This window comes from Mesorhizobium sp. B3-2-1 (genome assembly GCF_006439515.1).
Classification (GTDB): domain Bacteria; phylum Pseudomonadota; class Alphaproteobacteria; order Rhizobiales; family Rhizobiaceae; genus Mesorhizobium.
On the sequence record NZ_VFTI01000011.1, the window covers coordinates 155,479 to 168,331 of the forward strand.

At 63.4% G+C, this 12,853-nt stretch carries 14 protein-coding genes; 6 read left to right on the plus strand and 8 right to left on the minus strand.

All coding sequences use genetic code 11. The features are described 5' to 3' along the window. The first annotated feature begins 76 nt into the window (after nucleotides 1-76). The gene (gene sugE, locus FJW08_RS14120; protein WP_140757370.1) at nucleotides 77-391 is read left to right on the plus strand and encodes a quaternary ammonium compound efflux SMR transporter SugE; all 315 of its coding nucleotides are present in this window, start codon (nucleotides 77-79) and stop codon (nucleotides 389-391) included. A gap of 111 nt (nucleotides 392-502) precedes the next feature. Here the strand turns inward: sugE and FJW08_RS14125 are convergent, their stop codons facing one another. After that, entirely contained in the window at nucleotides 503-931 is a 429-nt protein-coding gene (locus FJW08_RS14125) for a DUF6481 family protein (RefSeq protein WP_140757369.1), read from the minus strand. 221 nt (nucleotides 932-1,152) lie between these two features. Between FJW08_RS14125 and FJW08_RS14130 the strand changes: the two genes are divergently transcribed. From FJW08_RS14130 to FJW08_RS14150, 5 genes are all read left to right on the plus strand, one after another. Further along, entirely contained in the window at nucleotides 1,153-2,214 is a 1,062-nt protein-coding gene (locus tag FJW08_RS14130) for an LLM class flavin-dependent oxidoreductase (RefSeq protein WP_140811072.1), read from the plus strand. A gap of 215 nt (nucleotides 2,215-2,429) precedes the next feature. Further along, entirely contained in the window at nucleotides 2,430-3,599 is a 1,170-nt protein-coding gene (locus FJW08_RS14135) for an AI-2E family transporter (RefSeq protein WP_140757367.1), read from the plus strand. Between the two features lie 70 nt (nucleotides 3,600-3,669). Then, nucleotides 3,670-4,503, plus strand: coding sequence for an arylamine N-acetyltransferase (locus FJW08_RS14140; RefSeq protein WP_140811074.1), 834 nt, complete (start codon nucleotides 3,670-3,672; stop codon nucleotides 4,501-4,503). Further along, entirely contained in the window at nucleotides 4,500-5,501 is a 1,002-nt protein-coding gene (locus tag FJW08_RS14145) for an LLM class flavin-dependent oxidoreductase (RefSeq protein WP_140811075.1), read from the plus strand. Before FJW08_RS14140 ends, FJW08_RS14145 begins: the two co-directional genes overlap by 4 nt. 81 nt (nucleotides 5,502-5,582) lie before the next feature. Beyond that, nucleotides 5,583-6,404, plus strand: coding sequence for an inositol monophosphatase family protein (locus FJW08_RS14150; RefSeq protein WP_140811076.1), 822 nt, complete (start codon nucleotides 5,583-5,585; stop codon nucleotides 6,402-6,404). Between the two features lie 232 nt (nucleotides 6,405-6,636). Here the strand turns inward: FJW08_RS14150 and FJW08_RS14155 are convergent, their stop codons facing one another. The 7 genes from FJW08_RS14155 to FJW08_RS14185 all read right to left on the minus strand — a co-directional run bounded on the left by FJW08_RS14155 (nucleotide 6,637) and on the right by FJW08_RS14185 (nucleotide 12,635). Beyond that, nucleotides 6,637-7,359, minus strand: coding sequence for an amino acid ABC transporter ATP-binding protein (locus FJW08_RS14155; protein ID WP_140811077.1), 723 nt, complete (start codon nucleotides 7,357-7,359; stop codon nucleotides 6,637-6,639). Next, nucleotides 7,346-8,014, minus strand: a complete 669-nt coding sequence (locus FJW08_RS14160; RefSeq protein WP_140811078.1) for an amino acid ABC transporter permease — start codon at nucleotides 8,012-8,014, stop codon at nucleotides 7,346-7,348. Before FJW08_RS14160 ends, FJW08_RS14155 begins: the two co-directional genes overlap by 14 nt. A 137-nt stretch (nucleotides 8,015-8,151) precedes the next feature. Further along, nucleotides 8,152-8,964 carry a basic amino acid ABC transporter substrate-binding protein gene (locus FJW08_RS14165; protein ID WP_181182918.1) on the minus strand — a complete coding sequence of 271 codons (813 nt, stop codon included), beginning with the start codon at nucleotides 8,962-8,964 and terminating at the stop codon, nucleotides 8,152-8,154. Nucleotides 8,965-9,174: 210 nt separating this feature from the next. After that, nucleotides 9,175-9,636, minus strand: coding sequence for a MarR family transcriptional regulator (locus tag FJW08_RS14170; protein ID WP_140811081.1), 462 nt, complete (start codon nucleotides 9,634-9,636; stop codon nucleotides 9,175-9,177). Then, nucleotides 9,633-10,217 (minus strand): amino acid synthesis family protein, encoded by a 585-nt coding sequence (locus FJW08_RS14175; protein WP_140811082.1) that lies wholly within the window; start codon nucleotides 10,215-10,217, stop codon nucleotides 9,633-9,635. The genes FJW08_RS14170 and FJW08_RS14175 overlap by 4 nt, the downstream gene beginning before the upstream one ends. Beyond that, nucleotides 10,210-11,094 (minus strand): UPF0280 family protein, encoded by an 885-nt coding sequence (locus FJW08_RS14180; protein ID WP_140811083.1) that lies wholly within the window; start codon nucleotides 11,092-11,094, stop codon nucleotides 10,210-10,212. The genes FJW08_RS14175 and FJW08_RS14180 overlap by 8 nt, the downstream gene beginning before the upstream one ends. Continuing rightward, the gene (locus FJW08_RS14185; RefSeq protein WP_140811084.1) at nucleotides 11,094-12,635 is read right to left on the minus strand and encodes a 6-hydroxynicotinate reductase; all 1,542 of its coding nucleotides are present in this window, start codon (nucleotides 12,633-12,635) and stop codon (nucleotides 11,094-11,096) included. Before FJW08_RS14185 ends, FJW08_RS14180 begins: the two co-directional genes overlap by 1 nt. Nucleotides 12,636-12,853: the final 218 nt, after the last annotated feature.

Below are 12,853 nucleotides of genomic sequence, written 5' to 3' on the forward strand. Positions count from 1 at the left end.
ATTCGGTCGGGACGACCCGCCATTGCCGCTGAGCATTCGAGGCCAGAAAGCCTGGATGTTCCGATGGAGCGTTGCGATGTCCTGGACTTTTCTGTTTTTCGCCGGCCTGTTCGAAATCGGCTGGGCGATCGGTCTCAAATACACCGACGGGTTCACCAGGCTTGTCCCGACCCTGCTCACGGTCGCGTCGATGATCGTCAGCCTCACCTTGCTCGGCCTCGCGCTGAAGGCGCTGCCTGTCGGCACCGCCTATGCGGTGTGGACCGGTATCGGCACCGTCGGCACGGCGCTGCTTGGCATCTGGCTGCTGGGCGAGCCCGTCACGGCCATCAGGCTCGGCTGCATCGCGTTAATCGTCTGCGGTATCATGGGGCTGAAATTCGCGGCTTGAACGGCCTTGTCCGCCGGCCGACGATATCGGCCGAGCCGACATGGACAAATGCGAAAAGGGCCGCGCCTTGGCGCGTCCCTCATTCATCATCCGTCGAGGTCGAGTGCGCTCTTAGCGACCCGTAAAGCCGGGAGGTGTCCTGCCGGTGCGCTGCTTGCGTGCCGCATAGCGCGCGTCGCGCTTTGCCTTTCGCTCGGCTTCATCGGCAAGCAAACGAGCAATACGCTCGTTCTCTTCAGCTTCCCGAAGCTTGGCTTCCGCTTGCGCCGCCTCTTCGGCGGCAATGCGCGCCGCTTCGGCTGCGGCCTCACGCTCGGCCTTCTCGATCGCTTCGCGCGCCAGCTTTTCCTGCTTCAGCCTGGCCTTTTCGGCCTCGCGGATCTCGCGAGCCGCAAGGATCGCCTTGCGTTCGGCCTGTCGTGCCAGCACTGCGGGATCGTCTGCTGCCGGCTTTGACTTGAAGCGCTCCAGAAGCGCCTTCTTTGCCTCGGTCGCGGCATTGCGCCGCTCGAAAATGTCTTTTTCCCTGTAGATAGCCAAGTCCACTTCCTTGAAGTCTATTCGCGACGCTTACATACGCGCGAAAACCGGGAGTTCAAGCGCCAAAACGGCATGCCAGCCATGAAAATCCGGGATGTTGCACCGGGGAGACGCATTTCCCGCCGAAATCGACATGCACTGTTCACCAGCCACCCTCTGGCGGCGTGGCGGACAGGTCGCTACCTCTAGCGCGACAATCAACACACTGGGATGACATCAAAATGGAACTCGGCCTCTACACTTTTGCCGATGTGAGCCCCGTGCCGGGCCCCGGCGCCATCGGCCCGCATGAGCGGCTGCGCAACCTGATCGAGGAGGTCGAACTGGCCGACCAGGTCGGCCTCGATGTCTTTGGCCTCGGCGAACACCATCGGCCCGACTATGCCGCTTCGGCGCCGGTCGTGGCTTTGGCCTCGGCTGCGGAGCGTTCGAAGCGCATCAAGCTGACCAGTGCGGTCACCGTGCTGTCCTCCGACGATCCGGTGCGCGTTTTTCAGCAATTCGCCACACTCGACCTCCTGTCGGGCGGCCGCGCCGAGATCATGGCCGGGCGCGGATCGTTCATCGAATCCTTTCCGCTGTTCGGCTACAACCTCGAAGACTATGACGAGCTGTTCGCCGAAAAGCTCGACTTGCTGCTTGCCATCCGCGATCAGGTGAAGGTTACCTGGTCAGGCAATCTGCGCGCGCCGATCAACGATCGCGGCGTCTATCCCAGGCCGTTCCAGGAGAGGCTGCCGGTCTGGATCGCCATTGGTGGAACGCCGCAATCGGCCGCCCGCGCCGGCGCGCTCGGCCTGCCGCTGGCGCTTGCCATCATCGGCGGCGAACCGGCGCGCTTCGCGCCGCTGTTCGACCTCTACCGTGAGGCAGCCAAGCGCGCCGGCAGCGATCCGGCAGGGTTGGCCACCAGCATCAACGTGCATGGCTTCATCGCCGAGACGACCGAGCAGGCGGCGGACGATTTCTATGGCCCGCAGGCCGAGGTGATGAACCGCATCGGCCGAGAGCGCGGCTGGGGCCCAACATCGCGCGCGCATTTCGACCAGTCGCGCGGTCCCAATGGCGCCCTGTTCGTCGGCAATCCGGAACAGGTTGCGGAAAAGATCGTTGCCCAGCACAGGATTTTCGGCAACGACCGCTTCCTGCTGCAAATGGCGATCGGCATCATGCCGCACGCCAAGATCATGAAGGCGATCGAGCTTTACGGCACCAAGGTGGCGCCGATCGTGCGCAAGGAAACGGCGAAACCCGCGCCGGCCATGGCGGCGCCTGTTGCGTGAACCGGAAGCAATTCCAGCCGCTCCCGTACTAGGCCCGCCACGTGCCCGGACACGGTATGTAATATGGGATACTCGTAGGCGAGCCACCGGTTGCGCAGTTGGCGGCAGCACCCCTCAACTGCGGCCCGCGCCGTCAGTGCCGGCTAACGGAACCTTGAAGCCGCGCCGGCGTTTTTCGTCAGCGGATCGCATCAGTTGCCGCCGAGGGGATCACGATGAAAGCCGAACCTGCCGCTTTGGGCGCAGGCGCAGCCGAAGCTGAAGAGACGCGTGTGGCGGCGCGCGCCGATACGCGCCTGATGCGCTCGCTGCTCATCGGCATCTTCCTGTTCATGACCGTCTATGCGCTCTATTTCGCGCGCGCCTTCTTCATGCCGGTCATCCTGGCCTTCCTGCTGACGCTGACGCTGACGCCGATCGTGCGGCTGCTGCGCAAGCGCGGCATTCCCGAAGTGGTTTCGGCGACGCTTCTGGTGCTTGTGTCCGTCTTCATCTTCGCGAGCGCCGGCTATGTGCTCAGCGGCCCCGTCATCGATCTCATCAACAACACGTCGTCCATCGGCCAGCAACTGACCGAGCGATTGGCGCAGTTGCGACGGCCGGTCGAGAGGATCATGGAGATTGCGCACCAGATCGAAGGGCTGACCGAGACCTCGCAGGAGCCGGGTGTGCAAAAAGTCGCGGTAGCGCAGTCAGGCTTCCTCTCGGCGGCGGCGAGCAACATCCTGTCGGCCGGAACAAGCCTGACCATCATCTTCGTGTTGTCGCTGTTCCTGCTCGCCTCGGGCACGATGTTCTACGAAAAGATCATCCAATCCTTCGCCAGCCTCACCGAAAAGAAGCGGGCGCTGCGCATCGTCTACGACGTCGAGCGGGAAATCTCGCACTATCTGCTCACCGTCACCATCATCAACACCGGCCTCGGCACGGTCATCGGCCTCGGCCTGTGGGCGCTTGGCATGCCCAATCCGCTGGTCTGGGGCGCGGCGGCCGCTCTGCTCAATTTCCTGCCCTATGTCGGAGCCATGATCACGTTTGTCCTGGTCACGGTCATCGCACTGATCAGCTTCGACACGATCGCCTACGCGTTGTTGGCGCCTGCCTTCCTGGTGTTGTGTGACATCATCGAAGGCCAGTTCGTAACGCCCATGGTGGTCGGGCGGCGGCTTGAGATCAACGCCGTGGCGATCTTCATCGCCATCGCATTCTGGTCATGGCTGTGGGGCTTCGTCGGCGCGCTGATGGCGGTGCCGCTGCTGGTCGTCGTCAAGGTGTTCTGCGACCATTTCGAGAGCCTTAGCCATGTCGGCAATTTTCTCGCCGCGCAACATACAGCGGTGATGGAGGAGGAAGCCGACGAGCAGGACGGCACGGCCGCCGCATAAACGGCGCACGGTTTGCGGCTGCGGGATCGAATGCCTATATCCGCCCGATCAGCGCCCGGTGCCCTTCCCGATGAACGACGCTCCCTTCGACCTCGACGCCTATTTCGCCCGGATCGGCCATGCCGGTTCCAGGGATGCTTCGCTCGACACGCTGAAGACGCTTCATTTCCTGCATCCGCAGGCGATCCCTTTCGAGAACATGGATCCGTTTCTGGGGCGCCCGGTCCGATTGGACGCCGCATCGCTACAGGACAAGATCGTCCTTGACGGGCGTGGCGGCTATTGCTTCGAGCACAATCTCATTTTCATGCATGCGCTGAAGGCGCTTGGCTTCGAGGTCGGCGGCCTCGCCGCGCGTGTGCTCTGGGGTCAGAGCGAGGACGCGATCACGGCGCGCAGCCACATGCTTTTACGCGCCGAGCTCGATAGCCGGACCTATATAGCCGATGTCGGCTTCGGCGGCCTGACCCTGACCGCCCCGCTGCTGCTCGAGCCGGACCTCGAACAGACGACCCCGCACGAAACGTTCCGCATCATCGAAATCGGCGACCACTTCCGCCTGCAGGCCGCTATCGGCGGCGACTGGCGCTCGCTGTATCGCTTCGATCTGCAGCCGCAATATGAGGTCGACTATTCCGTCGCCAACTATTTCCTGTCGACCAACCCGGCATCGCATTTCCGGACCTCGGTTTTGGCCGCGCGCGCCGCGCCGGACCGGCGCTACGCCTTGCGTGGCAATCGCCTGTCGATCCATCACATCGATGGCCGAATCGAGCAGAAGCAGATCGCCACCGCCGCCGAACTCGCCGACACGCTGGAAGGCCAGCTCGGCATCACCATTCCCGACCGCACGGCCTTCGAGGCCAGGGTGCGCGAGAAGAAGATCGTGGAGACCAGTACATGACCGAACTGTCCGTTCTCGACCTGTCGCCGATCATCGAAGGCAGCGATGCCTCGCAATCGCTCGCCAATTCGCTTGACCTCGCGCGCCACGCCGAGCGGCTCGGCTACAAGCGGTACTGGCTGGCCGAGCACCACAACATGCCAGGCATCGCCAGTGCGGCCACATCGGTCGTAATCGCCCACGTCGCTGGCGGTACGAAAACCATTCGTGTCGGCGCCGGCGGCATCATGCTGCCCAACCATGCGCCGCTGGTGATCGCCGAGCAGTTCGGCACGCTGGCCGCCTTGTTTCCCGGCCGTATCGACCTGGGGCTAGGCCGCGCGCCCGGCACCGACATGAACACGGCGCGCGCATTGCGCCGCAATCTCGAGGCCGGCGTCGACAATTTCCCGCAGGATGTCGTCGAGCTGATGGGCTATTTCCTGCCCGCCGAGGAAGGCCAGCGCCTGCGCGCCGTGCCCGGCGAAGGCCAGACCGTGCCGATCTGGATTCTCGGGTCGAGCCTCTACGGCGCGCAACTCGCCGCCATGCTCGGCCTGCCCTACGCCTTCGCCTCGCATTTCGCGCCGGCGGAGCTCGATCACGCGCTGGACATCTACCGCTCGCGCTTCCAGCCGTCGGAGCAGCTCGACAAGCCGCATGTCATGCTCGGCCTCAACGTCTTCGCGGCACCCACCGACGCCGAGGCACGGCTGCTGTTCACCTCGCTGCAGCAGGCCTTCGTCAATCTGCGCACCGGCAGGCCCGGAAGATTGCCGCCGCCGGTCGAGAACTATGACCGGGATCTCGACCCGATGGCGAAGACCATGCTCGGCCAGGCGCTGTCATGCGCCGTCGTCGGCTCGCCGGAAACGGTCCGGCAAGGCATCGATGCGTTCGTGCGCCGCACCGGCGCCGACGAGCTGATGGTCACCGCGCAGATCTTCGATCACGCCGCTCGCGTGCGCTCCTTCGAGATTCTGGCCGAGGCCCACAAATCGCTTTCGCAAGCAGCCTGAATTAATAGGCCGCCAGGTGCTTTTGCCTGTAGCGATGCTCTGCTAAGTGCGGGTCATCCTCAGGCAGGAGCGAGCTTTTCCGTGACACATGACCTCGACGCACGCATGCACTTCGCGATTGATCTGGCGCGGCGCGCCGGCGAACTTGGCCTGCAATATTTCCGGGATCTCGACAGCCTGACCATCGAAAGCAAGGGTCATCAGGACCTGGTCTCGCAAGCCGACCGCGAAGTCGAACTGTTCATCCGCGCGGCAATCGCCGCCGACTATCCGCAGGACGGCATCGTCGGCGAGGAGCATGCCTCGGTCGCCGGCTCGACCGGCCATGTCTGGGTCATCGACCCCATCGACGGCACCGCCAATTTCGTGCGCGGCATTCCGGCCTGGTGCGTGGTGATCGCTTGCGCAAGGGATGGAGAGACGATCGTCGGCGTCATCCACGAGCCGTCGACCGGTGAGACCTTCCACGGAAGGCTGGGCGGCGGCGCCTTCGTCAACGGCCGGCCGATCAGGACGAGCGCGGCGACCAGCCTGGAAGAGGGCTCGGTGGGCACCGGCTTCTCAAACCGGGCCGAGGCCGAAAACATCGCCGTGCTGATCAAGAAGATCCTGGCCGAGGGCGGCGTCTTCTTCCGAAACGCCTCCGGCGCGCTGATGCTCGCCTATGTCGCCTCGGGCCGGCTGCTCGGCTATGTGGAAGAACACATGAACGCCTGGGACTGCGTGGCCGGCATGCTGCTGATCGAGGAAGCCGGCGGCACGATCCTGAAGGCGAATCCGAAGACGGTGTTGCAGAGCGGGACACAGGTCATCACAGGCGGCAAGGGTGTGTTTTCGAAGCTGCAAGAGCTGTGTACTGGTGTTTTTACGCCCGGATCAGGCAGCAAATCCCAGCAGGCATGATGTTGTTCGAAACCGCTTCATACTTTTTCGGCACCATGCTTTAGGCACTCACGCTGCGCACCACCGCCGCCAACGGTCGGCATGAATTGCGGATCATCAATCGACCCTTGAGAAGCTCGCCGGAGCAATTCCGGGAAAAGTGCGTAACGGGGTTTTCCGTCGGAATTGCGAGAACAGGAGAGAGGGGCATCGCATGGCGCTGCCCCTCGTCTGCCGCAGCCGGGCTTTTCGCCTACAGGATTTTCGCCAGGAAACTCTTGGTGCGGTTCCTCTGCGGATCCGAGAAGAGCGCCTTGGGCGCTCCCTCTTCCACGATCAGTCCGTCATCCATGAAAATCACCCTGTGCCCGACCTCGCGGGCAAAGCCCATCTCGTGGGTGACGACCATCATCGTCTTGCCTTCGATCGCGAGCGTCTTCATGACCTGGAGCACCTCACCCACCATTTCAGGGTCGAGCGCCGAGGTCGGCTCGTCGAAAAGCATGACATTCGGTCCCATGGCCAGCGAGCGGGCGATCGCCACCCGTTGCTGCTGGCCGCCGGAAAGCTCGTCCGGATAGCTCGCTTCCTTCCCCACGAGGCCGACCTTGGCCAGCAACTCGCGCGCGACCCGGTTGGCTTCGGCCGACGCGATCTTCTTGACCTTGCGCGGGCCGATCGTGACGTTCTCCAGAATGGTCAGATGCCTGAAGAGATTGAACTGCTGGAACACCATGCCGACATGCTGGCGCAGCAGGTGAATGTTCGTCTTCGGATCGGTCAGCGTCATGCCGGCGATTTCAATCTCGCCGCTGGTTGCGGTCTCCAAGCCGTTCAGGCAGCGCAGAAACGTGCTCTTGCCGCTCCCCGAAGGGCCGATAACGACGACCACCTCTTTTTCCGCCACATGCGTGCTTATCCCCTTCAGGATCTCATTGTGGCCGAAGGACTTGTGAAGGTCTTTAACGTTTATCAACTTGAAGCCTCCTCTCCAGGTAAGACGAGAACTTCGACAAGGAGAAGATGAGGACGAAATACAGAGCCGCGATGAGACCCCAGATGGCGAAGGACGCGAACGTCTCGGCAATCACGATCTCACCCTTGTAGACCAGCTCGGCGATGCCGACCGGAGCCAGCAGCGAGGTGTCCTTGATCGTCTGGGCCGCCTGATTGACCAGCGGTGGAATCATGCGCTTGAACGCCTGGGGCAGAACGATGTAGCGCATCGTCTGAAAGCCGTTCATCGCGATGCTTTGGGCGGCTTCCTTTTGGCCCCGGTCGACGCCGAGAATACCCGCGCGGATGATTTCGGTGACGTAGGCACCTTCGTTCAGGCTGAGCGTGAACGCGGCCGCGAGGATGGGATAAGTCAATTGCCCGAACCAGTGGTTGACGGGCAGGATCGCAGGCAACCCAAGCACGATGAAGAAGAGTTGCACCAACAGCGGCGTGGATCGGAAAATTTCGACATAGGCGGTGGCGATCCACCGCAGCGGCGCGACCGCCGACAGGCGCATAAGTGCCGCGACCAGGCCGATGACCACCATCAGGATGATGGCGACAATCGAATACTGGATCGTCAGCCGCAAACCGTCCAGTAGAACGGGTAGGTTTTGCCGGATGGGATCCATGAACCGTGCCTTGGATTGCTATCCCCGACCGTCCCGGCGAGAAAACGCATCGCAGTGGTCTCGCCACTTGCTTTGCGGTCACCTGCTGGACGGCCGGGAGGCTGAGCTATCTGCCGTTCAGACGATCAGAACGAGACTCAGCCCGAAATCGCAACGCTCGCCGGCTTTTGCACTTCCTTGACCATGCCGCTGGTATCGCCGCCGAAATATTTCTCGAACAGCTTCTGATATTCGCCGTTCTGCTTGATCTTGGAGAGGCCGTCATTGATCTTCCCGGCCAGCTCGGGCTTTTGTTTGCTGATTGCGATGCCGTAATATTCGCCGGTCAGCAGCGGGCCGACGATCTTGACGTCGTCATGGGCGGTTTTGAAATTGACGTTGACCGGATTGTCGAAGATGACGGCGTCGGCCCCACCAGTCTCAAGCGCCTGATAGGCGGCATCGATGTTCTGGAATTGCTTGATGTAGTCGGACTGGAAGCCCTTGCCCGTCATATAGTCCACCGACGAGGTGGCTTTCTTGGTGGCAACCACGTGGCCCTTAAGGTCGTCGAAACCCTTGATGTCGGAGTCTTTCTTGACCAGCACCGAAAGACCGGACTTGTAATAGGCGTCGCTGAAATCGACGTTCTGCATCCGGCTGGTCTTGATCGTGATCCCTGCGACCGCCGCGTCGATCGATCCCGCCTGCAGGCTCGGGATAATTCCGTTGAACGGCAGTGTCTTCAGGCTGACCGTCATACCTTCCGCCTTGGCGATTGCCTTGATCATGTCGATGTCGAAGCCGGTAACCTCGCCGTTCGTCTCCGTCTCGAACGGCGGGAAGGTGGTATCCGCGCCGACGACGATGTTGGTCCCGCTTTGCGCGAGCGCCACCGACGTCGCGCCGTATGCAAGCATGAGGCCGGAAGCCAGTGATGTGACCAGCACGATGAGCGACTTGTTTTTCACAGATGTCTCCTTTCGGCGGGCATTCGTCAGCTTCGAGCAAATCAACGATGAGGAGCGGTGCGTGAATGCATGAACTCTGGGCCCGTCCAGAGCCATCTGGATCGGCAGGGACCCAAGTCAAGGCTTGGAGATGCTTCACATTTGCGTTTTGGATTGGGCCACGATTGCCGCTCTTTTCAGGGGGCGGCGACCCAGTTGGCGGGGCGGCGCCTATGCCAGCTTGGCCAGCAGCTTCATGAAAGTGGCGGCCTCCTTGGCCGTGAGCGGCGCCAGTGTTTCCTGCGTGATCTCCCTTGCAAGCGGGATCAGGCGCTCGATCGCGTCGCGGCCCTCGGCGGTCAGGTTGACCAACAGCCGCCTTTTGTCGACCTCATGCCTGGAAAGCTCGACCAGGCCGCGCGCCTTCAGCCGGTCGATCACGCCCTTTACCGTTGCCGCATCCATGGCGATCAACGTGCCGAGCTGGTTCTGCGAAGTCTCGCCGACATCGTGCAGCTTGGCCAGTGCTGCGAATTGCGGCGGCGTCAGGTCGGCGATACGGGCGGCGAAGATCGAGACATGGCGCTGGTGCGCCTTGCGCAGGATGAAGCCGACCTGTTCCTGCAGCAGGTAGTCGTGATCGTCGGCGTCTTCGGCCTCGACGAGCTTGAGCAGATTGTCCTCGCCGCTCACCGCAGCCCGTCCCAGGCTTTTATGTCGTCCGCCGCGAGGCCACCCATGCGATTATGGATGCGCGGGCCGCAGGTCATGGCCAGGCAGAACAGAATCTCGTCGGGGCGCGGGCCGTCGCTGATGCCGACTTCCATGGCGTCGAAATGGCTCCGCACATAGGCGGCATTGATATGGCCGAGCGGCACGTCGAGCTTCGAGCCGAAGGCACCGACCTTCTTGGCCGAAGGCACGATCGCCTTGGCATCGCCGAGCCGCTCGCGCATCGCGTAGCCGCCCGGCACATGCCAGAGCGCGCCGTGCTCCAGTTCGCCCGCGGTGCCGACGATGGCGCCCTTGCCGTAGCCGTCGATCTGTTTCACGTCACCGCCAAGTGCGGCGATCAGCCGGTCGGCGAGCAGCAGGCCGAGCGGCTTCAGATCGTCCATGGCGCTCTGCAGATCCTCGACATAGCGTCCGGCGAACGGGTTCCTGACCACGGCCATGGCGGCAGCACGCCGGCGCGGCACCGCGGCGACAGGCCCGCCTTCGTGAAAGATCTCTTCGCTCAGCACCGCGATCTTGCGGATTGGGAACTCAGGCATGGGCAACTTCCTCCGGTTCATGCTTGTTGGGCGGGCCGAGTGCGACGGAGCCACTGATACGGGCCTCCCCGCCAAGAAACAGCGCCGATGCGGCAACCAGGCCGCGCCGGCGAAAATCTTCGGCGACGGCAAGGCCATTGTCCAGCGCCCGCGCCACCTCGTCAGGTACAAGCGTGCCGACGCCTTGTGTCACCAGCCGCGCGCCAAGATCGCTGTCGGGCGACAGGTCGCGTGCGGGAATGCGCCTGATGGCGGGATTGCCGGGCAGGTCCACCGCGTTGGCGATGAGCGTCGCCGCCGCATCGGCCTCGGCGCCGGTCCGCGCTAGAACGGTGACGGCATCGGCAATGCCAAGCGAGAAAGAGCGGCCACGCCAGCCGCTGGTTGCGACACCGCGCACGCCATCGTCGGCGCGGATCGTGATCCGGTCGGCCATGCCGTTGCCGGTGCCGGCGACTGCCAAGCCAATCGACGTACCCTTGTCTAGATGGAGGGCGCTGTCGCCGCCATTGTTGACATAGGCGCGATCGAGCTTGCGACCGGCAAGCAGCGCGGCAAGCATTTCGTCGGCTACCGATCCGGCAACCGCGGCCATCGGCGTGATGAAGCATTCCGCCAGGGACATGACGGCTGCTTCCATGCGGCGCGCCGTCGGGCCGGCGAAGGCGCGCGGCGCCAGGAAAAATGCCGGGAGGCGCAATTCGGGAAGCTCCTCGACCAACTCGACCAGGATCGTCTGGAAGCGCGCGACGGCTTGGGCGTAGGCGGCGCGACACTCATCGGCCTCGCCGAAGGCCTCGACGATCAGGTCGATCGGCCCGTGGTTGAGATGCAGCCGCTTGCCGTCCTGCAGCCAATGCGCTTGCGGGCCTTCCATCAGCCAGCCCCGTTGGAGCCCGCGCGGCGCAACTGCGCCAGCGGCGGCCATGGATTGCTGGACGGGGCACCCGTGCCGCGCCGGGGGTTGAGATACTCGCCGCCCTTGGCGACGATGTCCGCAACGCTGCGAATTTCGGCCTCGTAGCCACCGAGCCTGATGTAATCGTCGCGGCGCAAGGTGAATTCGATCGGCGCCACCAGCGCCGGCGTCGGCACGTAGCCGAAGGCGCCTTCCGGAACCCTGCTGACATCGACCATCAGCGTGATGCCGCCGCCCGGCCAGACATAGACCGGCGCGCCGCCCACGGTGACGTAGGTTCTCAGGCCCTGCACCGAACGGGTGAGATTGACCGGGTTTTCGGTGACGCCGGCACGCAGCGACCCGCCGGCGCCGCCGATGAATAGCACGGTGCACAAAGCCGGCTCGCAATTGTCCTCGATCAGGTTGACGGATTTCTGCAGCCGTTCCGGAAACGGCTTTTCGACGGGCTTCAGCTCGTCATCGAGTTCGTAATAGGCGAACTGCTCACCGGTGGTCGAAACCATCAGCAGCGACAGGCCCGGCCGCGCGCCCTTCTTGGCGTTCCACTCGCCGAGGATCGACAGCGGATCGGAAATGCTGGTGCCGCCCCAGCCGAGGCCGGGCTCGGAGACCTTGAAATAGCGGCCCGGTGTGGAGCGGCGGCCGATGATCTTGATGCCGGTATCCTGCCAGCCCAGCACCTTGCCGGCCTGATGCTCGGAGACGACGCCGGTGATGTGATCGTCGACCACCACGACCTCGTCGACCAGGCCGCGCCATTGCGTGGCGAACATGCCGATGGTGGCCGAGCCGCAGCCGACGCGCATGCGGTGTTCCTGCTTGCCGTCGATGACTGGCGGTTTTCCGGCTTCGACAATGACCGTGGCGCCGCCGTCTATGCTGAGTTCCACCGGTTTGCGGTTGCACAAATTGAGCAGCGCGTCGCAAGTGGCGCGGCCCTCCGCCTTGGAGCCGCCGGTCAGATGATGCACGCCGCCCAGCGACAGCATCTGCGAGCCGTATTCGCCCGTCGTGACGTGGCCGACGGCCTCGCCCTCCGCCCGCACAACAGCCGTTTCGGGTCCGATATGACGGTCGGTGTCGATCTTCACCTTGACGCCGCAATAGGAGAAGATGCCTTCGGTCACCACGGTGACGAGATCGACGCCCTCGACTTCCTGACTGACGATGAAAGGGGCGGGCTTGTAGTCGGGATAGGTGGTGCCGGCGCCGATTGCGGTGACGAAGCGGCGGCCAGTGTTGACCAGTTTGCCGGCCCACTGGTCGCCCTCGGCGACAAAGGGCACCATGGCAGCGCCGGTTTCGGCTGCGTGGTCGAGGATGGTCAGCGGGTCCATGCGCACGATCCGGCCCGCGACATTGCCGTAGCGGTCGCAGGCCCCGGTGCGCCCGTCAGCGATGTAGCACATCACGGGACAGGCGTCGCAGCGGATCTTTTCCGCCACCAGCTTCTCGCCGGGCTCATGGGTTTCGAAGCGTTCGGCAAGCTCGCTCATCAGGCAACCTCACGATTGCGTTGAATCAGTTTAGGAGCTGATTGGGCGTTGGTCCCGCGCCACCGTGACGACTGCCTATGTCGCTTGCCCGATGAGGGCCCGCATGAGACTTGCAGCGTTTCGGTGGCCGAGAGCCACAGACGGGCTACAGGAAGATGCGCCACGGACACTTCGACCAAGATGGGTCCAGAGCGCCGATTGATGAGCAACCCGTGAGG